Origin of the sequence: Nocardiopsis sp. TSRI0078 (assembly GCF_001905145.1) — a bacterium.
GTDB lineage: Bacteria > Actinomycetota > Actinomycetes > Streptosporangiales > Streptosporangiaceae > Nocardiopsis.
The window spans coordinates 298,880-321,276 of record NZ_LWLB01000023.1 but is presented as its reverse complement, the minus strand read 5'-3'; the positions used below and the strand labels follow the sequence as shown (position 1 = coordinate 321,276).

Below are 22,397 nucleotides of genomic sequence, written 5' to 3'. Positions count from 1 at the left end.
TCCGATGGCCGCGAGCAAGTACACCACAGGCCGCATCCGGTGCCGGACCGGGCCGTGTTCTCCTTGCCGCCGGGCCCCCGGCCGGTTTGGATGGAGGGTGACGCGCACCGCGGCGGCCGAGGCCGTGGAGGCCGGGTGCGCGGCCCTTCTGGCAGACACGGAGGCGGGGACCGCATGGCCGACGACGCCCGGTGGACACTGATCGCGACGGGGATCGACGAGCTCAGGGAGCGAAGACCCTTCAAGGAGGGGCAGACCGCGCCCGCGCGCCTGTTCTCCGACGACCACGCCCGTGTCATGCACCTGGCGCTGGACGAGGGCGCCGAGCTCGGGGAGCACATGACCCCCTCACCGGTCATCGTCCAGGTCCTCGAGGGCCGGGTCCGGTTCGACGTCGGGGGCGAGAGCCACGGCCTCGGCCCCGGCGGGATGGTCCACGTGGCGGGGTCCGTGCCCCACGCGGTCACGGCCGTCGGCGCCTGCCGGATCCTGGTCTTCATGCTGGATCCCCAGAGCCACACGCACGAGTAGGGCGGCCGGGCACCTCCGGCCGCTCCCGGCGGGCCCTGTGCACGGCCCCTGCCGCCGCTCCGGACGGGGATCGCTTTTTGGCGCAGGTGGGAGCGCACTTCTAGCATGGACACATGAACGAACTCTCAGCGGAGCAGACCAACCGGGTCATCGCCCTGGCCATGGACCTCGCCCGGGAGGGGCGGACGGAGGAGCTGCTGGAGTTCCTCGACCACGGCCTGCCCGTGGACACCCGCGACGAGCAGGGCAACACCCTGGTGATGCTCGCCGCCTACCACGGCCAGGAGGCCGCGGTCCGCGCCCTGATCGACCGCGGCGCCGACATCGACCTGCGCAACGACCGGGACCAGACACCCGTCGCCGGAGCGCTGTTCAAGGGGGAGGAGGGCATCGTGGCGATGTTCGTCGCCGCGGGCGCCGACCTCGACGCGGGCACACCGAGCGCCCGTGCCGCGGCCGAGATGTTCGGCCGTTCCCACCTGCTGCCCTGAACCCGGTTCCGGGACGGGGCGCCGGGCTCCGGCGCCCCGTCCCGAAAACAGGCCGAGCCGACGCGGTCGGGGCCGCGTCGGCTCGGTGGATCAGGCCCGGATGGGGACCTCAGGCCCGGATCGGGCCCTCATGCGCTGGTCAGACGGCGTCCGAGTTGGGGTCGGTCCCGGAGGCCTTGCCCGCCTGCAGGGCCTCGATGGCCTTGCGCACACCCTCGCCGTAGGCCGGGTCGGCCTTCGTGCAGTTGCCGATGTGGCGCTCAATGGTGGCCTGCGAGGCACCGTCGATCGCGCGGGCGGTGTTCTCGAACAGGCGCTGCTGCTCGTCCGCGCTCATGAGGCGGAACAGGTCGCCGGGCTGCTCGAAGTAGTTGTCGTCGTCCTCGCGGTAGTCGAACCGGTCGGCCGTGCCACCCACGGCCAGCGCCGGGTCGGCGTAGGCGGGCTGCTCCTGCCAGCGGCCGTAGGAGTTGGGCTCGATGCCCGGGACGCCGCCCTGGTTGCCGTCCACGCGCATGGCGCCGTCGCGGTGGTAGGTGTTGACCAGCTTGGCGCCGCGCGGGTAGTTCACCGGGATCTGGTGGTGGTTGACGCCCAGGCGGTAGCGGGCCGCGTCACCGTAGGAGAACAGGCGCCCCTGCAGCATGCGGTCGGGCGAGACGCCGACACCCGGAACGATGTTGGCCGGGGTGAAGGCGGCCTGCTCCACGTCCGCGAAGTAGTTCTCCGGGTTGCGGTTGAGCTCGAACTCGCCGACCTCGATCAGCGGGTAGTCCTTCTTGGACCAGACCTTGGTCAGGTCGAAGGGGTGGAAGCGGTAGTCCGCGGCCTCGGCCTCGGGCATGATCTGGACGTAGAACGTCCACTTGGGGTTCTCGCCCCGCTCGATGGCCTCGAACAGGTCGCGCTGGGCCGACTCGCGGTCCTCGGCCACGACCTTGGCGGCCTCCTCGTCCGTGAGGTTCTTGATGCCCTGCTGGGTGCGGAAGTGGAACTTGGCCCAGAAGCGCTCGCCCGCCTCGTTGACGAACGAGAAGGTGTGCGAGCCGAAGCCGTGCATGTGGCGGTAGCCGTCGGGGATGCCGCGGTCCGACATCACGATGGTGACCTGGTGCAGGGCCTCGGGGAGGTTGGTCCAAAAGTCCCAGTTGTTCTCCGCCGAGCGCATGTTCGTGCGCGGGTCGCGCTTGACGGCGCGGTTGAGGTCGGGGAACTTCAGCGGGTCGCGGAAGAAGAAGACCGGGGTGTTGTTACCGACGATGTCCCAGTTGCCCTCCTCGGTGTAGAAGCGCAGGGCGAAGCCGCGGATGTCGCGCTCGGCGTCGGCGGCACCGCGCTCACCGGCGACGGTGGAGAAGCGGGCGAACATCTCGGTCTGCTTGCCGACCTCGGAGAAGATCGCGGCCTTGGTGTACCGGGTGATGTCCTTGGTGACGGTGAAGGTGCCGAAGGCTCCGGAGCCCTTGGCGTGCATCCGGCGCTCGGGGATGACCTCACGGTCGAAGTGCGCGAGCTTCTCCAGGAACCACAGGTCCTGCAGCAGCATCGGGCCGCGCGGTCCCGCGGTCAGGCTGTTCTGGTTGTCCGCCACGGGGGCGCCGTTGGCCGTGGTCAGCGGCTGGGTGTTGTCCTGAGACATGAATTCCTCGTCCTAAGGTGGGATCTTTCGGTACCGCGGTGGGGCACCGGTCGTGCGTCAGGCCTTCTGGCATACGGGGCAGATGCCCCAGTAGGTGACCTCGACCTCGTCGATGACGAAGCCGTGGTCCTGTGAACCCGTCATGCAGGGGGCGGACCCGGTGGCACAGTCCACGTCGGCGATCGTGCCGCAGCTGCGGCAGACCACGTGGTGGTGGTTGTCGCCCACCCGCCGCTCGTAGCGCGCGGGCGACCCCTCCGGTTCGATCCGTCTGACGAGTCCGACGTCCGTCAGTGCCTTGAGCACGTCGTACACCGCTTGTGTGGACACCGCACCGAGCTGGCCGCGGACCTCCTGGAGCACGGTTGCGGCGTCGGCGTGCGGATGAGCCCCGACCGCCTCCAGTACCGCCACCCGTGGTCGGGTCACGCGTAGCGAGGCCTCCCTGAGGAGGACCTCGGTCTCCGTCTGGTGCATGCGCCCATTGAAGCATCTTTTCTGGAATAGTTCCAACAAAGCTTCGGCCGGGCTCGGGGGAGCGCACGTCCGCCCGCCCCGGGAGCGGGCTCGAAGCCCTGTGCCACGGCGCTTTCGCCCTGCCCGTGCTGCGCCCCCGGCCCTGCCCGTCCTCCGGCCGGGCCCGGGCCCGCGCCCAGGTCCTCCGTCCCTCGTGTGTCACACGCGGCGGCCGGGTAGCCGCTTGGCAGAATCGCCGGGTACGGGAACGCCTCCGCCTCCTCCGGGCCGCCCGGGGCATCGGCCGGCGCCAGGCCGGACGCCGGCCCGGGCCGTCCGCTCGACGGGGCGGCGCCCACGGCACCCGGCGGTGGACGAGCGGCTCGGACGAAGGGGATGGATGATCATGCGTGCTCTGACGGTGGTGCCGTCGCAGGCCGACTCGGTACGGGTGGGAGAGGTCGAGGCACCCGTGCCGGGCGCGGGGGAGCTGCTCGTCGACGGTCTCGCGCTGGGCGTCTGCGGTACCGACCGCGAGATCGCCCGGGGCGAGTACGGTGAGGCGCCGCCCGGGGAGGAGCACCTGGTCCTGGGGCACGAGTCCCTGGGCCGGGTCCGCGAGGCACCGGACGGCAGCGGTTTCGCGCCGGGCGACCTGGTGGTCGGAGTCGTACGGCGGCCCGACCCCGTGCCGTGCGGCGCGTGCGGGCACGGCGAGTTCGACATGTGCCGCAACGGGCGGTTCACCGAACGCGGGATCAAGGCCATCCACGGCTACGGCTCGCAGCAGTGGACGGTGGAGGCCGACTACGCGGTCAGGCTCGACCCCTCGCTGGAACGCGTCGGCGTGCTGATGGAACCCACCACGGTCGTCGCCAAGGCGTGGGAGCAGATCGAGAGGATCGGGAACCGGGCCTGGTTCGACCCGCGCCGCCTGCTCGTCACCGGCGCCGGGCCGATCGGCCTGCTGGCCGCCCTGCTCGGCGTTCAGCGCGGCCTCGACGTGCACGTCCTGGACCTGGTGGAGACGGGGCCCAAACCCGACCTGGTGGCCGCCCTGGGGGCGACCTACCACACCGGGAGCGTCGCCGACGTCGCCGCCGAGAGAGAGATCGACATCATCATCGAGGCCACCGGAGCGTCCCCGGTCATCCTGGACGCGATGACCCACAACGCGCCCTACGGCATCGTCTGCCTCACCGGCATCTCGACGAGCGGCCGGACGATCGGTATCGACGCCGGCGCGGTCAACCGCGAGATCGTCCTGGAGAACGACGTGCTCGTCGGGTCCGTCAACGCCAACCTGCGCCACTACGAGATGGCCGCCCAGGCGCTGGCCCGGGCCGACCACTCCTGGCTGGAGGGGATGATCACCCGGCGGCTGCCCCTGGACCGCGCGCACGAGGCGTTCGAGCCCGGCGGCGACGACATCAAGACCGTCATCGACCTCTGAACGGGCCGCCGCCCCGGTACCGCCCGCCCGGCGCCGACGGCACCGGGGCGGCCCGGCCGTGCCGGTCGGCGCCCCTTTCGGAACCGTGTTCCCCCCTCCCGGCACCGCGTTTCCCGCGCCCCTGGTGGGAAGCGGTTCCGGAACGCGCACGTTGCTTTTGCCGGTGGAATCACCGAAGCCCTTTCCAGAAGGGGTGGGAGCACCCTTCCTTCCACCTTCGACGGGTGCGGGAACGGCGGTGTGCACGGGTAATCGGTGGAACCACGTGTTGTTTCGGAGTGTTATTGACATCTGGCTCCCCGCGACGAATATTCGGTGGTCAGCGCGCTGGGAAAAGACCGTCGATATTCTCCGTACACCTCGTGGGGAGCATGGAATGAAAGCACGATATCTGGCGCGACGTGCGTCAGCGGCCCTCCTCGGCCTGCTCACGGCCGCCGCCCTGGCCCCGGCGTCGTCGGCGTCCGCCGACACCGTGGAGACCCTGGGCGGGTCGGGGCCCTACGACGCCGAGTACGTCACCACCCTCCGCCTGCGCGACCACACCATCTACCGCCCCGTCGACCTGCCCGAGAACGAGCAGCTGCCCATCGTCGCCTGGGGCAACGGCGCCTGCCGCGCCGACGGCACGTGGTTCGAGAACTTCCTCACCGAGATCGCCTCGCACGGCTTCCTCGTCATCGCCAACGGCCGTCCGGGCGGCTCCGGCAGGACCGACGCCGAGATGCTCACCGAGGCCGTCGACTGGGCGGTCGCGGAGAACGACCGCTGGTTCAGCGAGTACCGGGGCCACATCGACATCGACAGCATCGCGGTCATGGGCCAGTCCTGCGGCGGCCTGGAGACCTACGAGGTGGCCGGCGACCCCCGCATCGACACCACCGTGCTGTGGAACAGCGGCCTCCTGACCGACCGCGACAACGACCTGCTGGACGACCTGCACGCCCCCATCGCCTACTTCACCGGAGGCCCCGACGACATCGCCTACGAGAACGCCGTCGACGACTACGGCCGGCTTCCGCGGGGCCTGCCCGCGTTCATGGGCCACCTGGACGTCGGCCACTTCGGCACCTTCGGCGAGCCCGACGGCGGCGAGTACGGCCGTGTGGGCGTCGCCTGGCTGAAGTGGCGGCTCAAGGGCGACCAGCAGGCCCGACAGGAGTTCGTCGGCAGTGACTGCGGCCTGTGCTCCACCGAGTGGGACGTGCAGCAGAAGAACCTCACGTAGGGCCACCGGGAGCACCGGTCCCACCAGCGCCCCGGGCGGTCGAAGGCAGGCGACCGCCCGGGGTCTCCCGTGCGCGGTGCCCGTCGGCGGTCCGGCGCCCGCCCGCGGACGTTGCGTCGACCGGTGGGCGGTTCGTCCGGAATAACACTCCTCATGTGCTCCTGTGGTGCTTCGCGTGCGAATCGCGAGGATGCGGCACCCTGGAGCCGCCGGTGCCCGGATGATTGCTTTGGGTGGCCAGAGAACGAGGGCGAGGTGGCGGGCGTTCGGCGGCCGGTCACCGAGCCGCCCAGGAGAGGGAGCCACCACCATGCTCATCCACCGAACAGGATCCCGGTACCGAGGCAGGGCGCGGGCGGCGGCCGCGGCCCTGGCCGCCGCTTTGGCGGTCGGCACACCGGCGGCCGCCGGGGCCCGGGCCGGGAGCGGGACGGGCCCCGGAGCCGGGGCCCAGGAGCCGGTCTGCGTCTCGAAGACGCACCCCGAGGTCGCGGAGCGCCTCGACAAGCGGATCCGTCGGGAGGCGGACGGACGCGAGGGGCGCGTCGCTGTGGGGGTCCTCGCCCACGGCGGCGACCTCACCTGCGGGCTCGACCCCGAAGCCGGGTTCGACGCGGCCAGCGTCGGCAAGGTCGTCGTCCTCGGCGCGCTGCTGCGTACCGCGATGGACGAGGGGCGCGAGCTGACCGCCGAGGAGAAGGGGCTGGCGACCGACATGATCACCGTGTCCGACAACGACGCGGCCGGGGAGCTGTACGACCGGCTCGGCGCCGAGCGCGTCCAGGGCTTCCTCGACCTGGCGGGGATGGACGACACGAAGCCGCATCCCGAGGGCTACGTCGGCCTGATGAGGATCACCGCCGCCGACCAGCTCACCCTGCTCGGCCTGCTGCGCACGGACAACGACGTGCTCGGCGCGGACGAGCGCTCCTACGCCCGCGGCCTCATGGGCGACGTGGTCGAGAAGCAGGGGTGGGGGGTGTCCGCCGGGGCGCCCGAGGGTGCCGAGGTGTATTTGAAGAACGGCTGGCTGCCCTACGACGGCACGGACGTGTGGCGTGTGAACAGCGTGGGCGGCTTCCGGGGCACCCCGGCGGGGGACTACGAGGTCGTCGTCCTCACCGACGACAGCCCGGGGATGCAGTACGGAGTGGAGACCATCGAGGCGGTGGCCACGGGTGTGCACTCCGTCCTCACGGGCGAGGAGGGGCGGGCCCCGGAGCCGCGGACCTGGCTCCCGCTTCCCTCAGACGGCTCCGACCAGGGCTGATGTCGTCCGCGCGGTCTCCACGTGTGCCGCCGCGGGATCCCGCGGCGGCACACGGGCTCCACGTCGGAAGTTTCGTGGAGATCCGTTGGAGAGACAAGATCACCGCTCATGGTTGACCATGTTCACAGTTAATGGTGTATGTTGTGTGCACCACCGAGGGAATGTGTCCTTCCTCGGGAGATAAGGGCGTGAACATGTCGTTCCGTCCTCTTCGTCGCTCGCCGTCCCCCCAGCGCGCGGTTCCCCCGTACACACAGACCGGAGCACACCATGACCCAGCCCCAGCAGCCGCCCCACGGCCACTCCATGCCGCCCGTGCCTCCCAGGCAGGGCATGTCCACGGGAAAGAAGTTCGGCCTCGGGTGCGGTGGGTGCCTCGGTGTCCTTCTCGTCCTGCTCCTGCTCGGCGGGTGCATGGCCGCGCTGTCGGGCGGCGGCTCCGACGGCGGCGCCCAGGAGCCCGCCGCCACCGAGGAGGAGACGCCCCAGGAGGCGGCCGAGGACGCCCCCGCCGAGGAGGAGCAGGAGGAGGCCGCGGAGGACCAGGCGGTCGCCCTGACCGCCGAGGCCACCGAGTTCACACCGAGCATCCTGCACAACGGCGGGGACTTCACCAGTGTGTACATCACTGTGGAGAACAACAGTGACGAGAACATCGACGTCAACCCGCTGTCCTTCTCGATCGTCGCCGACGACGGCACCAAGAAGGACACCGCTGAGGGCCTGGGCGAGGACGAGCGGCAGATCGACACGCTGACCCTGAGCCCCGGCCAGCGGGCGGAGGGCGTCATCACCGCCGAGGGCGACTTCACCCCCGCCAGCGTGGAGTTCAACGAGAGCCTCGGGTTCGGCGAGACCTACACCGCCGAGGTCGAATAGGCGGACGGCCCGGACGGGGGCCGTCCCCAGCGGGCCGCCGGCCGGAAAGCGAGTGGGTCCGGTCGGCGGCCCGCGTTCTTCGGGTCCGGGGGCCGGGACGGAGCGCCCGTGGGCCGCTCCGTCCCGGAGAACCTCGCGGGCTCAGGGCTTGCGGGCGACCGCTCCCCGCATGGCGATGTCGGGAAGGGCGCCGAGCGAGGGCTGCTCCCCCGTGCGCCAGAGCGTCACCGGCACGATTCCGGGTTCGAGCAGCTCCAGGCCGTCGAAGTAGGAGGCGAACTCCTCCGGGGTGTGCGAACGGTAGGCCAGCGCCGCTCCCTCGTTCCACTGGTCCAGCGCCGTGGCCGCGCCGGGGTCGTCGGGCATCACGTGGTCGCCCAGCAGCACGAAGCTCCCCGGGGCGAGGGCCTCCTTGTAGCGGTTCATGGTGTCGAGGGCCTCCCCCAGGTCGGGGATGTGCCCGAGCGTGCCCACGACGCTGAGCGCCACGGGGCGGTCGAAGTCCAGGAGCTCGCCCGCCGCCTCCAGGACCCTGTCGGTGTCGCGCAGGTCGGTGTCCACGAACTGGGTGGCGCCCTCCTCGCTGCTCACCAGCAGGGCCCGGGCGTGGGCCAGGACCATCGGGTCGTTGTCGACGTAGACCACCCGCGACTCGGGGGCCGCGGCCTGGGCCACCTCGTGGGTGTTCTCGTGCGTCGGCAGGCCCGTGCCGATGTCCAGGAACTGCCGGATCCCCTCGTCACGGGCCAGGAGGGTGATGCCGCGGGAGAGGAAGCCACGGCCCGCGCGGGCGTCGACGGCGATGTTGGGATAGGTGCTCAGGATCTGCTCGCCGAGTTCGCGGTCGACGGGGTAGTGGTCCTTGCCGCCGAGCCAGTAGTTCCACACCCGTGCGGAGTGCGCCACGGTGGTGTCGACGCCCGCAGGGGGAGCGGGGTCGTGGGAGTGGGTCATCGCGTTGGTCCGATCCGTATCGTGTGCGTCTGCGTTTCTCAGGGCTTGCGGGCGACGCCGCCGTACTGGGCGACCTCCTCGGGACGGCCCGCGCTCGCGGGGCCGGGGCGCCAGAACGGGACGGAGACCACGCCGGGCTCCAGCAGCTCCAGACCGTCGAAGAACCGCTCCAGCTCCTCGACCGTGCGCAGGTGGATGGGCACGGCCGCGGCCTCGTTCCACCGCCGCGCGGCCTCGACGATCTGCGGACTGGTGTCGGTGCTGTCGCACATCGCGAAGAAGCTTCCCGGGGGCAGCGCGTCGACGTAGGCGCGGACCAGGGCGTAGGTCGACCCGTCGGCGGGAAAGTGGCCCAGGGTCCCCATGACGGTCAGCGCGATCGGCCGGTCGAAGTCCAGGAGCTCGCGGGCCTGGTCCAGCAGGAGGTCGGGCTGGGTGAGGTCGGCGTCGATGTAGTAGGTGCTGCCCTCGGGGGTGCTGGTGAGCAGCGTGCGGGCGTGGGCCAGGACCATCGGGTCGTTGTCGACGTAGACCACCCGCGACTCGGGGGCCGCGGCCTGGGCCACCTCGTGGGTGTTGTCGGCGGAGGGCAGCCCGGCACCGATGTCCAGGAACTGCCGGACGCCCTCCTCCCCGGCCAGGTGGGTGACCACCCGGACGAGGAACTCCCGGTCCGCGCGGGCCAGGGCGACGATCTCCGGGGAGGTCCGCGCGATCCGCTCGCCGAGTTCGCGGTCGACGGGGTGGTGGTCCCCGCCGCCCAGCCAGTAGTTGAGCACGCGCGCCGAGTGGGCCGTGGAGGTGTCGATGGAAGGGGTGCCCGTCACGGAGTGCCTCTCGGTCGGCGGGAGCGTGGTGCGCGTATTGTCCCGGTCGCCGAGTGTCGTGCGCAACCCGCAAAGCCCTGTGGGACAGGCGTTCGCACGTATTCGGCCGGTGTCCTCCCCGGGGCCGTGCGGGGGCGGGGACGCTCGGACCGGAAGGCGCGGGTCGGATCCGCGGGGTACGGGCCGGGACGAACCCGGACGAACTGGGACGTGTTTGTGCCGGGAACCGCAGGCCGGTTACCCGACAACGGCGATTCGTGTGTGACACCTCCGGATCCGCCGTGCGAATTTTGCAGGACCGTCCAGCTTCACAGGACCGGCCCGGCGCCAGGCAGGGCGCTTCGACGCTGAAACGAGGGATCACGGCACATGGGGGATTTTCTGACCGGAGTCGAAGGCGGCATCCGCATCGACTGGGCGACGATGCCCACGTACAACACGGTGATGGCGGTCGCCGCGGGGGCCGGACTGATCCTGGTGGTGGCTCTGGGCCGCGCGCTGCTGAGCGGCCGGCGGATCGTGCCGGACGGGTGGGCGCTGGCCTTCGGAACGCTGGGCCTGCTGTTGACGGCCACGGGCCTGCACATGACCCTGACCTGGCCGCTCGCGGCGGGCGGGTTCGCCTTCGACAACATCATCTTCGGAGAGCCGAGCCTGGTGTTCGGTGTGCTGCTGCTGGCCGCGGCCCTGTACCTGTGGAAGCGCGGCGACGCCCTGAACGGCCACGAGGACCCCGCCGCACACGTCGCCCGGGTGGCGGGCCCCGTCTCGGTGCTGGTGTTCGGCATGGGGCTGGCGTCGTTCGGCATCGCCGCGGCGGGCTGGGTCTTCCAACTGTTCGCCGCGCCTCCGCAGGAACCCGTCTCCGGGGCGTTCAGCGCCTACCCGTGGTTGGAGGCGGCCTTCATCTCCGGCCTCTACGCCCTCGTGGGGGTGGGCGCGGTGCTGTTCCCGTTCGCCCTCAGGTCCCTGAAGTCACGGCTGTGGACCGTGGTCGGTGTGGTGTGGGGACTGGCCGGAATCGTGTTCCTGCTCTTCGGGGCGTTGAACTACTACACGCACATCGGCCTGGTGGTGAACACGATGTAGCGCCCCGGGCGCTCGCCGGCCGGTGCCCCGGCGGGGGCGCCGGCCGGCGGCGGGACGCGGCCGCCCCGTCCGGTTCCGCGGGCACGGGAGGCCACAATGGGAGGATGTCGCAGCGCAGAACACGCCACCGCCAGTCCCCGCCCGCGGTCGACGCCGCCGCACCCTGCCCCTGCGGCGGGTCCGCGGCCTACCGCGACTGCTGCGGCCGCCTGCACCGGGGGGAGGCCCCGGCGTCCACCGCCGAGCAGCTCATGCGCTCGCGCTACAGCGCCTTCGCCGTCGGCGACCGCGACCACCTGCTGCGGACCTGGCACCCCGGCACCCGGCCGCGGCACCTGGAGCTGGATCCCGGCACCGAGTGGGTGCGCCTGGAGATCCTGTCCACGACCGGCGGCACCCCCTTCCACAACGAGGGCACGGTCGCCTTCCGCGCGGTCCACCGCGAGAACGGCCGCGAGGGGGTCCTCGACGAGCACAGCCGCTTCGTGCGCCACGAGGGCGCCTGGGTCTACCTCGACGCCCTTCCGGACTGATGCCGGACGGCCCCGTCCGTGCCCGCCCGGTCCCGGACGGGGCCGGGGGCGGACCGAAGCCGGGATCGTGAGAGCCTTCGACACCCTCCCCGGAAGCGCCGCTCGCGTCCCCGCCGCCCCGTCCCCGCCTCCGACGTGCGGTGGACGGCATCAGGTACGGGTCCGGACACACTCCGTCCCCGCGGCAGGGTAGGAAGGAGGGCACAGGCGGTCGCCCTCACCGGACCCGCCGTACCGGCCACACGCCCACACGGACACGGAGCGCACGATGACCACCCAACCCCCCGGCCCGCTGGAGCAGGGAGACCTCATCCAGGACCTCGCCAGGCGCCTGGTCTCGGTCACCCCCGAGGGCTGGCAGCAGCTCACCTACCTGGCCAGGGTGATCGGGGCCCACCAGAGCGACATGTTCGCCGTCCAGGACGCGGACGGCCGGGTCCGGCAGGTGGAGGTACCCGAGGGCGTGGCGGAGACGGTCGGCGGGCTCAAGCGGTCCGGCTTCCAGGAGGGCAGGGGCACCTGGCTCTCCATGCTCATCTCGGTCCACCACTCCCACCAGCTCAACGTCGAGTACAACCACGACACCGAGCCCGAACTGCCCTTCGAGGTGAGCCCGCTCGCCTACGCGCAGGAGCTGGAGCGCTTCCCCCGGTCCCAGGACCAGATCCCGGACTGGTTCGCCGCCAGGCTCGACCAGGCGCGGCGTCTGGACCCCGACCAGATGACGGCGGAGTTCGGCAACGCCCTGGTGGAGGCGTGCGCCAACGAGGGGCTCAAGGCCGACTACCTGCCGCCGACCAGCCTGCGCGTGTCCGAACCCGACGGCACGGTCCTGCTGGAGGGAGACCTCAAGGACACCTTCGAACAGGCGATCATCTCACCGACCGAGCACCAGGCGAGCCTGGCGGCCCACTTCGCCGGCTACATGGCCCGCGCAGCACAGGAGCGGCACGAGCCCGCCGGGGAGCACCCCGTGGACCCCGACGACACCGTGGCCGGCGCCCTGGTCACCGCCTTCGCCGAGGCCGGGGCCCAGGTGTCCTTCCAGGACGCGGACACCCTGGTCCTGCCGCTGCCCGACGGCAACCAGGCCAGCACCGACATCAGCGGCCTGCGCTCGGCGCTGGGCGGGGCCACCCCCGAGCAGATCGCGGACAACGCCGCCGGGTTCGCCCGCGCGGCCCTGGACCAGCTGGGACAGGCCGTCCGGCGCGAGGCCGGGGCCGCGGACCCCGCCGGACAGCTCCGGGTCCGCCTCTACCCGGTCTCCGCCTTCCCCGAGGGGGTGCTGGACTCCCTCGTGGCCCGCGAGATCGCCCCCGGCCTGTGGCAGACCGTGGTCGTGGACACCCCCGAGTCGCTGCAGCCGCTGCCCCGCCAGGCGCACGAGCGCTCCGGCCGCCCCGACGACGAGGTCTTCGCCCAGGCCGTGACCGCCTCCGTGGACGAGGAGGTCGAGACGAGCGAGCACGAGCTCAACGGAGCCCGCATCGTGCACATCGGCGGCCGGCACCCCTACGTGGCGGCCCAGGTGCACGCCCTGGACCATCGTCTGGGCGACCTCCCGCACGGCGCCCTGGTGGCCCTTCCCGTGCCCGAGGCGCTCATCGTCCACCCCCTGGGGCAGGGGAACCCGTTCGCCGCCATGGACGACATGCGCCAGATCGCCGAGCGCTTCACCGCCGAGGGCGACAAGCCCATCAGCTCCCAGCTCTACTGGTGGCACCCCGACTCGCGCTCGCGCGAGCAGGGGGCACCGCCCGACCTGCGCGCGGTGGAGGCCACGGTCGACCGGGAGGCCGGGACGGTCACACTGCACACCTCCGACGAGGAGTTCGCTCCCATGCTGAACTCGCTGACCCGGACCCAGTAGCCGGATAAGTAGCCGGGTGACGGGCAGCCGGAGAGCACCGGCCCGGGGCCCGCGGGCCCCGGGCCGCACGCAGGCTCCCTCCGCACCCGCGACCCGGTCCACCCGCCGACGAAAGCAGGTACAGGAGAAGCCCATGCTCGCCACCACGCTTCGCTCCGCACCGGGCCGCGCGTCGGCGCTCCTGGTCGGCACCGCCGTCGCGGCCGGACTGTGCGCCTGCGCTCCACAGGCCCCGGACACGGGTACCGTCGACCGCGTCCTCCTCTCGCCCACCGCCGATCCCAGCACCGTCCAGACCGTGACATGGCGCGTGTCCGGGGCGGAGGAGTCCTTCCTGGAGATCGAGCCCGAGGACGGTTCCGGGCAGGCCACCCGGCTCCAGGGCAGGCCCACCGGAGGGGGGGAGGCCGACTCCACCTTCGCCGCCACGGCCACCGGCCTGGAGCCGGACACCGCCTACCGCTACCGGATCGGCGAGGGCGGCGAGGAAGGCGGGGAGGAGGACGGCGACGGCGGTGAGGACGGACTCAGCGACTGGTACGGCTTCACCACCGCCGCCGAGGGGAACGAGCCCTTCAGCTTCCTGTACTTCGGCGACGTCCAGGACGACATCGCCGACGAGGCGGCCCCCGTCATCCGGGCCGCGCTGGAGGCCGAACCCGGCGCCAGGCTGGCCCTGCACTCCGGCGACCTGGTCGACTCGGCCGGCGACGACTCCCAGTGGGACGCGTGGTTCGACGCCTTCGGCCCCCTGGCCACCGGCGGCATGAACCACCTGGCCGTCCCGGGCAACCACGACTACGGCTCCGAGGGCCTGAGCGAGCACTGGGCGCCCCAGTTCCCCGGTGCGGGCAACGGCCCCGAGGAGCCCGAGGGCCTGGCACGGACCGTCTACCACACCGACTACCAGGGGGTGCGGTTCGTGGCGCTGGACTCCAACCACCGCGACGCCGCCCCGCACAGCGCCGACCGGTGGCTGGACACGCAGCGCCGGTGGCTGGAACAGGTGCTGGCCGACAACCCCCACCAGTGGACCGTGGTCACCTTCCACCACCCCGTCTTCTCCAGCAACCCCGAGCGCGACGGCGACACACTGCGCCGGGCGTGGCTGCCGGTCCTGGAGGAGTACGACGTGGACCTGGTCCTGCAGGGCCACGACCACTCCTACAGCCGCGGCAACCTGACCGAGCACCGCACACGGGACCCCGACGTGCAGACCGGCCCGGTCTACGTGGTCGCGGTGACCGGCCCCAAGATGTACGAGGCCGCGGAGGACGACTGGACCGACCACGGCGCCGAGGTCCGCGTGCAGCGCACCGGGGTCCAGACCTTCCAGACGGTCTCGGTGGACCACGACACCATGGTGTACCGGGCCGACACCGCCCAGGGGGAGTCGGTGGACTCCTTCACCATCGTCAAGGAGGGGGACGGCAAGCGCGTCATCGACGGCCACTGACCCCGCCGTGCCCGTTCACGCCCGGTCCCCGGCGGGAGCCGGGGCCGGGAGCAGCGGGGCCCGTGGTGGGACCGGCCCCGGGACACGGTGCCGCGCCGTGGCGACCGTTCACGCCCGGTTCCCGTCGGGCCCGCCCAGCGAGAGGCCGTCGGTGGCCGCGCCGTCGCTGACGTGCAGGATCGCGTCGGCCGTGTCGAGGAGCTCCTGTTCGAGGGGGAAGTAGCCCTGCTCCGGGGTGGTGTCGGTGCGCGTGCGGGAGGAGGCGACCGCGGTGGCCGGGGTCAGGCCCCAGGTGGGGACACGGCCCTGCAGGAGGCCCTCGTAGGTGTCCGGCTCGGGCTCCCGGAGCCCGAGGGCCTCGCTGCGGCCGAGGCTGCCGGCGACGAAGGCGTACCGCTCGTCGGTCAGGAACCCCGCGATGGCGCCGGCGCCGGACCAGGTGATGTCCTCGTCCCCCATGCGCCAGGTGCTCGGGTTCCGCTTCAGGTGGAGGTTGTGGGCGAAGACCAGTGTCGCTCCCCGCCGGGCCTCGACGCTCCGGATGTCGAGGAGGTTCTGGGCCATGAGCGCGTCCCGGGTGGCGAGCAGGCGGAGCATGCGGGCGCTCTGTTCGAGGTGCCGCGCGGCCTGCCCGTGGTAGCGCAGCAGGCCGAGGCCGGCGGTGAGGTGTGTCCTGGCCCTGAGCCACTCGGCGCGCGAGGTCGCCGCGATCATCTCCGGCGCGCGCTCGTAGAGCGCGGTGAGCATGTCGTCGGCGATCGACCGCAGCCTCGCGGCCTCGACCGTGGCGCCGACCGACACGGCCGGGTCCATGACCGCCTCCGTCCGGCTCCACCGTTCGTCGTCTCCGGCGAGGCCCGCGAGGTCGAGGTCGAGCCCCAAATAGTCGCGGACGTATTCGAGATGGCGCCGTGGGCTGGGCGCGCTGGTGTTCTCCGTCGGGGCGTCGAAGCCGTGGAAGGCCAGCCGTTCCTCCGCGGGCCGGCCCTCGTTGTGTTCGCGCATCCAGGAGACCAGCCGCCTGTTGGCGTCCAGGTCCCCGAATCCGTGCGAGAAGCCCTCGCTCATCACGGCGTCGAGGGTCCCCGCTCCCCCCTGGACGAAGTCGTCCACGGCGAGCGCGGCCACGCGGTCGGTCTCCAGGACGATCGACCGGAAACCGAGGTCGACCAGCTGGGCGAAGAGTTCGTTGCGGATCCGCGCGAAGGCCGGTTCCCGGTGGGTCGGCTCACCGAGGGCCAGCAGGTCGCACGACGCGGTGACGAGGTTGCGCATGTCCTGAGTCATGAGTCTCAAGCGTATCCTTGAAAGTTCGGTTGAGACTTGTGCCGCTCCTACCACCGATGCATGCTGTAAAGTCTCAAACCGGTGATAACCATGCGACCATCCGACCTCGCGCGTGAGCACGGCATCTCGACCCAGGCGGTCCGCAACTACGAGCGGGACGGGTTCCTCCCGCCCGCCGAGCGCACACCCAGCGGCTACCGGATCTACACCGAGGCGCACGCGGCGGCGCTTCGCGCCTACCTCTCCCTCGTCCCGGCGCACGGCCACTCGGCCGCAGGACGAATCATGAACGCACTCCACGACGGCGCGCTCGACGACGCCCTGAGGACCGTCGACCGCGGCCACGGCCGACTGCTCCGCGACCGGGAGACCCTCGACGCGGTGAGGGGGGCGGTGGAGCACCTGACGGCGGAGAGCGGGGCCGCTGCGGACCCGTCGGCGGATCCGGCGGCGGACCCCCGCCCCCGCACCATCGGCGAACTCGCGCACCGGCTCGGCCTCACCCCGGCGACCCTGCGCAACTGGGAGGACGCCGGCATCCTCACCCCGGCACGGGACCCGGCCACCGGGTACCGCCTCTTCCGCGCGGGCGACATCCGCGACGCCGAGCTCGCCCACCTGCTCAGGCGCGGTGGCTATCCGCTGGAGCACATCGCCACCGTGGTCGACCAGATCCGGACGGCCGGCGGCACCGGCACCCTGGCCCGGGCCCTGGAGGACTGGCGGCGCAGGCTCACCGGACAGGGCCTGGCCATGCTCGACGCGGCCACCCATCTCAGCCGCTACCTGAGCCTGCTCGGCCACACCCCGTCGGGGCGGACTGCGGCCCCCTCGGACGCGCCCGCCACCTGACCCCGCCAGGCCGCGTCCGCGGGGCGGGACCTGATTCCGGCGCCGCCGTCGGACGCCGGAAGCGATGCCGGGAGCCGAGGCCCTCCCGGGGCCACCGGACGGGGCACCCCGTCAGCCGCACCGGCGACGCTCCTGCCAGGGAAACCGGGTCAGGACGTGCGGTCGGTGGTCTCCCACTGCCCGGCGATCAGGTCCACGGCCTGGTCGGCCAGCTCCCCGCCCCACTCCTGGAACTCCAGGAGCGCCTCACGGAACCTCGACACCTGCCGGAAGAGCTCCCCGTACCGGCGCTGCTCCTCCACCGGCAGCACCGGGAGCCGCATCCGGGCCGGATCCACCCGCAGCTGGCCGCGCATGCTGCTGCTCACCCGGGCGATGTTCTGCGTCTCCCCGGAACTGGTGACGAAGCCCGCCAGGAACCAGGGGTCGACCGCGGCCGGGTTCGTGCGCACCACGTACAGCCCGCCGCCCGGATAGGCCCCCGCGTCGCCGGCGGTCGCCACGCGGGCGACGGGCCTGCGCGCCACGGCCGGGACGAGGACGTCGCCCTCCTGGATCGGCGGATTGCGCATCGGATCGGCGTCGACCTCGTCCGCGCGGGAGGGGGCCGTCCCCCGCACCACGTCCTCACCGGTGACCACCCTGGCGCTGATCCGCGGAACGGCCTCCTCCGCCGAACGCCGGGGGGCGGGACGCCGGATCGTCACCGACCCGGCCCTGGCCAGCTCCCCGAGCGTGACGATCCCGGCCGGGTCGCCGCCGGGCTCGATCCGCGGTGCCTCGGGCAGGAGCGTGCGCAGCGCGCGCAGCGCGCCCTCCAGCCTCCTGCGGCGCTCGGCGAACAGCTCCAGGTCCCCCGCCGAGGTGCGCGGAAGCGGAAGGTGGCGGCGGGGGGTGAGGTCGACGTCCTCGTCCATCAGGTCGGCCACCTCCAGCGCCCGCGCCGTCCCGGGCTGCTCGGCGAACCCGTCCGGGGCGGCCAGGTAGCCCTCCCAGACCCGGTCGACCAGGTCGACGACATGGGCCGCCGCGGGAACCTGCCCCGGCTCGTGCGGGGCGGTGTCCACGAGCAGGACGGGGGCGGGTACCCCGTCCCGGTCGGGGCGGCGCAGCACCCACAGCTGCAGGGGCACGGCGTAGTGGGCCGCGAACCCGGGCGGGAGCGAGACCACCGCGCGGAACACGCCCGCGCGCAGCAGGGACCGGCGGATGCGGCGCCCCGACGGGCGCTGCGCGGCCCCGGGCGGCATCAGCACCACCGCGCAACCGCCGGGACGCACCTGCGACAGGCAGTGCTGGACCCAGGCCAGGTCCGACTCCAGGCGCGGGGGCACACCGTGCGTCCACCGGGCATCGTCCGCGAGCTCCTCGGCGCCCCAGTTGCGCTCGCCGAACGGCGGGGCGCACAGGACCGTGTCGGCGCCGCCCTCCGCGAACGCGGGGGAGCGCAGGGCGTCCGCCACGCGCAGATCCGCCCCCCCGGACAGGGCGTCGGCGAAGGCCAGCCGCAGCGCGCCCAGCCACACCGACGCCGGGTCCCTGTCCTGGCCCAGCAGGGCGCGCCGGCCGTCGCGCGCGGCGGCGAGCAGGAGCTCGCCCCGCCCGCAGGCGGGGTCGGCCACGGTGTCCCCGGTCCCGGCCAGGCGCACCATGAGGTCGGCGAGCTCGGGCGGAACCGTGTGCGAGCCCGAGGGGGCGCGCTGGTCCAGGTGGCCCAGGAGGTGCCCGAATGCGGCCCGCGGCCCGCTCTGGCGCGCGGCCCGCACGGCCGCGTCGGCCAGGACCGCCGCATGCGCGTCGGGAACCGGTTCGGGACGCTGGTCGGCCAGGGCGGCCAGGCCCGCCCGCCTCAGGGAGTCCTCGAAGGCCCGGTCCGCCCGCCGCAGCAGCGAGACCGGGTCGCCGGTGTCCAGACCGCCGGGTTCGCGGTGCAGGTGGAGCAGGAGCGCCCCGACTCCGGCAAGGGCCGTGTCGGCGGGCACCGAGGCGCGCAGTGAGTCCAGTGCCTGCCACAGGCGCTGGTCGGGGTCGATGCCCGGGACCTGGCGGTGGGTGGACAGCCACTCCTCCACCTGGCCCAGGTCGAACCGGGGGCTGCGGTCCGTGCCCCCGACCGGCTTGGGGAAGTCGTCGTGCCGACGCCGCCAGTTGCTCACCGCGGTGGGCTTGACCCCCGCGATCCGGGCGATGTCAGCCGAGCTGACCTCCACCTCACCGGTGCCCATGGACCCACCCCGTCCGCGACGACAGTTGACCGATCATGACTATACACACCCGTGTCCCGTGTGGGTTCGCAAAGGCCTCCTTGCCCGGAATACCTCCGTGGTTGGGTTAATTCACACGCGTGTGGGTGTATGCGGGGGAGTCGGGGGTAGCCGTGCCAGTACCGGTGGGGTCGGACGGCGCGGGCGGGAGTGGTGCGGGTGTTGGAATGGTGGGAGTTCGCACTGCGGCTCGGCTGCGCGTTCGCGCTGGGGGCGCTGGTCGGTGTCGAACGCCAGTGGCGGGCGCGCATGGCGGGCCTGCGGACCAACGCGCTGGTGTCCGTGGGCTCGGCGCTGTTCGTGCTGCTGGCCGCGAACACCGTCGACGAGGTCAGCCCCACCCGCGTCGCGGCCCAGGTGGTGTCGGGCATCGGCTTCCTCGGCGCGGGCGTCATCCTGCGCGACGGCATCAACATCCGCGGCATCAACACGGCCGCGACCATCTGGTGCGCCGCGGCCGTCGGCGTCCTGGCCGGAAGCGGCCTCTACGCGGGAGCGGCGATGGGAGCGGTGACGGTGGTGGGAGCCAACATCCTGCTGCGCCCGGTCGCCCGGCGGCTGCAGAAGCGCTCCGTCAACGACTCCCAGCCCAGCGAGATCGTGTACCGGATCCGGATCGTGTGCACGGACTCCCAGGACACCCATGTGCGGGCCCTGCTGCTCCAGACCCTGTCCGAGACCGAGTACACACTGCGCTCCCTGGAGTGCCGCCGCACCGAAGGCGACGAGGACTCGATGACCGTCTACGCCGACATCATCGTCAGCGGGCACCAGGACGAGATGATGGAGCAGCTGGTCCGCAGGCTCAGCCTGGAGCCGGAGGTGTCGTCCGTGCGCTGGCGCGAGCTGGACGAGGAGTCCGACTGAGAGGGCGGCCGCGTCCCCCGAGACCCGCCCGTCCTCAGGAACCCTCCTCCTGCTCGTCGACGACGCGCCTGAGCGACTGGGCGGGGACGTGTGCTCCCGGGACCGCTCACGGCGCGGGAGCGGTGCGGCGGACACCTCTCCACGCGGAGCTGGACCGGCGGACGGCCACGAGCGGAGCGGGGTCCGGCCGGGCCCGCTGGGGGAGGGGGCGGCGTGCGCATGACCGACGAGGGCGTCGCGGCCACACTCATCACCACGGGGCTCGAGCGGCTCAGGGAACAGACCCCCGGGCCGGGAGGGCCGCGTCGCGCCCTCGCGCCCGTTCTCCGGCCACGACGTCCGGATCGTGCACATGGCGTTGGACGAGGACTCCGGGCTCAAGGAACACACGTCACCCTCGCCGATCCTCGTGCAGGTCGTCGAGGGGCGCGTCCGGTTCGACGTCGAGGGCCAAAGTCACGAATTGGAACCGGGCGGCATGGTCCACGTGGCCGCGTCCGTCCCCCACACGGTCACTCCCGTCGGCGCCGCGCGGATCCTGGTGATCCTGCTGGACCCCCGCAGCCACGTGCGCTCCTGACCGTCCCCAGTGGGGGAGTCAGCGAGCAGGGCAGTCCCCGCACCGCTTCGAGGCGAGCAGCGAGGTGTCGCCCTCGGTGGCCCGTAGAGGGTGGTTCGCGCTGATCCGCAGCCACTCCTCGGCGGTGGCCTCGGGCACCCATCCCCAGCCGGAGTGCTCTCCGGAGCGAATGCGAGGCTCGTCGTTGTGGCCGCAGCCGGGACGGTGGGCCGTGCGGGTCGGCGAGATCAGGATGGCGTTCGGGCCGAACGGGGGAGTGTCCATGGGGCACATGGTGCCTCCCTCCACCGACATTCGGTGACGGGCCGGAATCCGTTCATGTTCGGTGTTCGGTGTTCGGGACGCGGGTCGGAGAGTCCGAGGAACTCCGTATCGTTTCGCGGCGTACGCGAGGAATCCGTGAACGCCGACCCCCGAGGAGATCCCCCATGCCAGGCCAGCTCACCGCCGTCCGGGCGCTTCTGTTCGTCCACGTCGCGATAGCGGCCTTCGGCCTGGTGTCCCTCTTCGTGCTCCTGTCCGCGTCCGGGATGTCCCTCGAACGGGTGGTGGAGGAGACGGGAACCTCCATGGGGCTCTTCACCCTGGGGCTGCTGTTCGGTGTGGGCGTCCTGGTGCTGGAGGCCGTCGTCGCCGTGCGGATGGGAGCGGGTGGTCGCAGGACGCAGACCCTGCTCCGTGTCGCGCTCATCATGGCGGCCGTCGGAACGCTGGTGAACGTCGTGCAGGGTTCCGGTTTCCTGGGTTTTGCCCTCGTGGTGGTCGCGTTGGTACTGGCCGAGACGCGGACCGCCAAGGACTGGTTCGAGGACACCGACTCCGCCGGGGGCCACGCGCCCCACCGGCCGTACTGAGGCGACACCCCGCGCTCGCCGGTGGCCGGATCCGGCCAGTGCCAAGGACAGCGTGCCCCAGCACGAGGAGTACGCGCGCTGGGCCGAGCGGTACCGGCTCGGCGGACAGCAGCGGGCCGTCCAGCGGGTCGATCTCCGGGAGGACGACGGCGACGAGACCTTCTACGTCGGCCGCACGGCCCCGTCCCCGCGCCGGGAACGGGGCCGTGCGACGGGTGTTCAGGAGTCGCGACCCGAGAGCGCGTCGCGCATCCGGTCGATGAGCCCCGCCCCCGGGTCCAGGATCTTGTTGGCGGGCGGGGTGTCCGGCGCGCTGGGGTGGGGGCGCGTGGGCGCCTGCTCCTTGGCCTTGACCACCTTGGCGCCCAGCTCCCGCAACTCCTCCGGCGTGCACGCGGCGCGCAGGCGCGGCAGCAGGTCCTTCTCCTCGTCCTCGACGTGGTGGCGGATATCCGAGATCAGCGTGTTCAGCAGCCGCTGGAACTCGGGGTCGTCGGCGTTCAGACCCTCCAGGTCCTTCATCACCTGCTCGGCCTCGGCGTGCTCCTGGAGCTCGTGGTCGGCGATTCGGTCGCCGTCGTCCAGTACCCGCCGTGCCGCCGGATACATGTGCTGCTCCTCGGCGACCGAATGCCGTACCAGCTCGGTGATCACGTGCTCGGTCAGCTGCTTGCGCGCCTCGGGGGAAAGGGGACCCTCCAGCTCTGTGAATATCTGCTCGACCTGACGGTGGTCGGAGATGATGACCTCGATGAGGTCGGGTTTCTGGGTTTGCGCGGCCATTGTCTCTCCCTGAAATCACGGATACGGATATCGACGACCACTGCCCGAGACGGCCCCTTCCTAACACGGCGGTCGTGGCCCGTCGCGTCCTACCGGGTGGCTGTTGTTGTGGTGTCCCAACGCAGGCGGTGCGGTGTGGCGGGCCGGGCCGGCCGAGCTGTTCGCCCGCCTCGCCGGAGGAGTGGACGCCGACCGGGTGTGCCCCGTCCTTCCCGCTTCTTCCGAAGGAGG

Annotated in this window: 22 protein-coding genes; 14 read left to right on the top strand and 8 right to left on the bottom strand. The window is 72.3% G+C overall.

Features of this window, described 5'->3' with window-relative positions:
- Positions 1–174: 174 nt before the first annotated feature.
- Positions 175–531, top strand: coding sequence for a cupin domain-containing protein (locus A6A08_RS15720; protein WP_073703341.1), 357 nt, complete (start codon positions 175–177; stop codon positions 529–531).
- A 113-nt stretch (positions 532–644) separates the two neighbouring features.
- Complete coding sequence (locus A6A08_RS15715; RefSeq protein WP_073703340.1) at positions 645–1,022, top strand: ankyrin repeat domain-containing protein; 378 nt, start codon at positions 645–647, stop codon at positions 1,020–1,022.
- Between the two features lie 139 nt (positions 1,023–1,161).
- Here A6A08_RS15715 and A6A08_RS15710 read toward each other — a convergent pair whose 3' ends face one another.
- Positions 1,162–2,661 carry a catalase gene (locus A6A08_RS15710; protein ID WP_073703339.1) on the bottom strand — a complete coding sequence of 500 codons (1,500 nt, stop codon included), beginning with the start codon at positions 2,659–2,661 and terminating at the stop codon, positions 1,162–1,164.
- Between the two features lie 57 nt (positions 2,662–2,718).
- On the bottom strand, positions 2,719–3,138 hold the full coding sequence (locus tag A6A08_RS15705; protein WP_073703338.1) for a Fur family transcriptional regulator: 420 nt from the start codon (positions 3,136–3,138) through the stop codon (positions 2,719–2,721).
- Between the two features lie 385 nt (positions 3,139–3,523).
- Here A6A08_RS15705 and A6A08_RS15700 point away from each other — a divergent pair, with 385 nt between their 5' ends.
- The 4 genes from A6A08_RS15700 to A6A08_RS15685 all read left to right on the top strand — a co-directional run bounded on the left by A6A08_RS15700 (position 3,524) and on the right by A6A08_RS15685 (position 7,947).
- Complete coding sequence (locus A6A08_RS15700) at positions 3,524–4,570, top strand: glucose 1-dehydrogenase (protein WP_073703554.1); 1,047 nt, start codon at positions 3,524–3,526, stop codon at positions 4,568–4,570.
- 376 nt (positions 4,571–4,946) lie between these two features.
- Entirely contained in the window at positions 4,947–5,798 is an 852-nt protein-coding gene (locus tag A6A08_RS15695) for an alpha/beta hydrolase (protein WP_073703337.1), read from the top strand.
- A 310-nt stretch (positions 5,799–6,108) separates the two neighbouring features.
- The gene (locus A6A08_RS15690) at positions 6,109–7,068 is read left to right on the top strand and encodes a serine hydrolase (protein WP_073703336.1); all 960 of its coding nucleotides are present in this window, start codon (positions 6,109–6,111) and stop codon (positions 7,066–7,068) included.
- Between the two features lie 270 nt (positions 7,069–7,338).
- Entirely contained in the window at positions 7,339–7,947 is a 609-nt protein-coding gene (locus tag A6A08_RS15685; RefSeq protein ID WP_073703335.1) for a DUF4352 domain-containing protein, read from the top strand.
- Between the two features lie 141 nt (positions 7,948–8,088).
- Here the strand turns inward: A6A08_RS15685 and A6A08_RS15680 are convergent, their stop codons facing one another.
- Together A6A08_RS15680 and A6A08_RS15675 are read right to left on the bottom strand one after the other, a co-directional pair.
- Positions 8,089–8,901: an SAM-dependent methyltransferase gene (locus tag A6A08_RS15680; RefSeq protein WP_073703334.1), complete on the bottom strand. Its 813-nt coding sequence runs from the start codon at positions 8,899–8,901 to the stop codon at positions 8,089–8,091.
- A 38-nt stretch (positions 8,902–8,939) separates the two neighbouring features.
- Positions 8,940–9,728 carry an SAM-dependent methyltransferase gene (locus A6A08_RS15675; RefSeq protein WP_073703333.1) on the bottom strand — a complete coding sequence of 263 codons (789 nt, stop codon included), beginning with the start codon at positions 9,726–9,728 and terminating at the stop codon, positions 8,940–8,942.
- A 369-nt stretch (positions 9,729–10,097) separates the two neighbouring features.
- Between A6A08_RS15675 and A6A08_RS15670 the strand changes: the two genes are divergently transcribed.
- From A6A08_RS15670 to A6A08_RS15655, 4 genes are all read left to right on the top strand, one after another.
- A complete protein-coding gene (locus A6A08_RS15670; RefSeq protein ID WP_073703332.1) occupies positions 10,098–10,817 on the top strand; it encodes a DUF981 family protein in 720 nt (239 codons plus the stop codon).
- 104 nt (positions 10,818–10,921) lie between these two features.
- Positions 10,922–11,350, top strand: coding sequence for a YchJ family protein (locus A6A08_RS15665; protein ID WP_073703331.1), 429 nt, complete (start codon positions 10,922–10,924; stop codon positions 11,348–11,350).
- Positions 11,351–11,618: 268 nt separating this feature from the next.
- The gene (locus A6A08_RS15660) at positions 11,619–13,223 is read left to right on the top strand and encodes a hypothetical protein (protein ID WP_073703330.1); all 1,605 of its coding nucleotides are present in this window, start codon (positions 11,619–11,621) and stop codon (positions 13,221–13,223) included.
- A 133-nt stretch (positions 13,224–13,356) separates the two neighbouring features.
- Positions 13,357–14,679, top strand: coding sequence for a metallophosphoesterase family protein (locus tag A6A08_RS15655; protein ID WP_073703329.1), 1,323 nt, complete (start codon positions 13,357–13,359; stop codon positions 14,677–14,679).
- 108 nt (positions 14,680–14,787) lie between these two features.
- Here the strand turns inward: A6A08_RS15655 and A6A08_RS15650 are convergent, their stop codons facing one another.
- The gene (locus tag A6A08_RS15650; protein ID WP_073703328.1) at positions 14,788–15,966 is read right to left on the bottom strand and encodes an erythromycin esterase family protein; all 1,179 of its coding nucleotides are present in this window, start codon (positions 15,964–15,966) and stop codon (positions 14,788–14,790) included.
- A 90-nt stretch (positions 15,967–16,056) separates the two neighbouring features.
- Between A6A08_RS15650 and A6A08_RS15645 the strand changes: the two genes are divergently transcribed.
- The gene (locus A6A08_RS15645; protein ID WP_199866946.1) at positions 16,057–16,818 is read left to right on the top strand and encodes a TioE family transcriptional regulator; all 762 of its coding nucleotides are present in this window, start codon (positions 16,057–16,059) and stop codon (positions 16,816–16,818) included.
- Between the two features lie 149 nt (positions 16,819–16,967).
- Here A6A08_RS15645 and A6A08_RS15640 read toward each other — a convergent pair whose 3' ends face one another.
- On the bottom strand, positions 16,968–19,043 hold the full coding sequence (locus tag A6A08_RS15640; RefSeq protein WP_073703326.1) for an N-6 DNA methylase: 2,076 nt from the start codon (positions 19,041–19,043) through the stop codon (positions 16,968–16,970).
- A 198-nt stretch (positions 19,044–19,241) separates the two neighbouring features.
- Between A6A08_RS15640 and A6A08_RS15635 the strand changes: the two genes are divergently transcribed.
- Together A6A08_RS15635 and A6A08_RS28855 are read left to right on the top strand one after the other, a co-directional pair.
- Positions 19,242–19,949, top strand: coding sequence for an MgtC/SapB family protein (locus tag A6A08_RS15635; protein ID WP_083609154.1), 708 nt, complete (start codon positions 19,242–19,244; stop codon positions 19,947–19,949).
- 352 nt (positions 19,950–20,301) lie between these two features.
- Positions 20,302–20,529 (top strand): cupin domain-containing protein, encoded by a 228-nt coding sequence (locus A6A08_RS28855; RefSeq protein WP_242422651.1) that lies wholly within the window; start codon positions 20,302–20,304, stop codon positions 20,527–20,529.
- 18 nt (positions 20,530–20,547) lie between these two features.
- Here A6A08_RS28855 and A6A08_RS15625 read toward each other — a convergent pair whose 3' ends face one another.
- Positions 20,548–20,793, bottom strand: a complete 246-nt coding sequence (locus A6A08_RS15625) for a hypothetical protein (RefSeq protein ID WP_073703552.1) — start codon at positions 20,791–20,793, stop codon at positions 20,548–20,550.
- Positions 20,794–20,957: 164 nt separating this feature from the next.
- Here A6A08_RS15625 and A6A08_RS15620 point away from each other — a divergent pair, with 164 nt between their 5' ends.
- Entirely contained in the window at positions 20,958–21,383 is a 426-nt protein-coding gene (locus A6A08_RS15620; RefSeq protein ID WP_073703325.1) for a hypothetical protein, read from the top strand.
- Between the two features lie 219 nt (positions 21,384–21,602).
- On the opposite strand, the gene A6A08_RS15615 is transcribed toward A6A08_RS15620, so the two are convergent.
- Positions 21,603–22,166 carry a hemerythrin domain-containing protein gene (locus tag A6A08_RS15615; protein ID WP_073703324.1) on the bottom strand — a complete coding sequence of 188 codons (564 nt, stop codon included), beginning with the start codon at positions 22,164–22,166 and terminating at the stop codon, positions 21,603–21,605.
- Positions 22,167–22,397 lie beyond the last annotated feature (231 nt).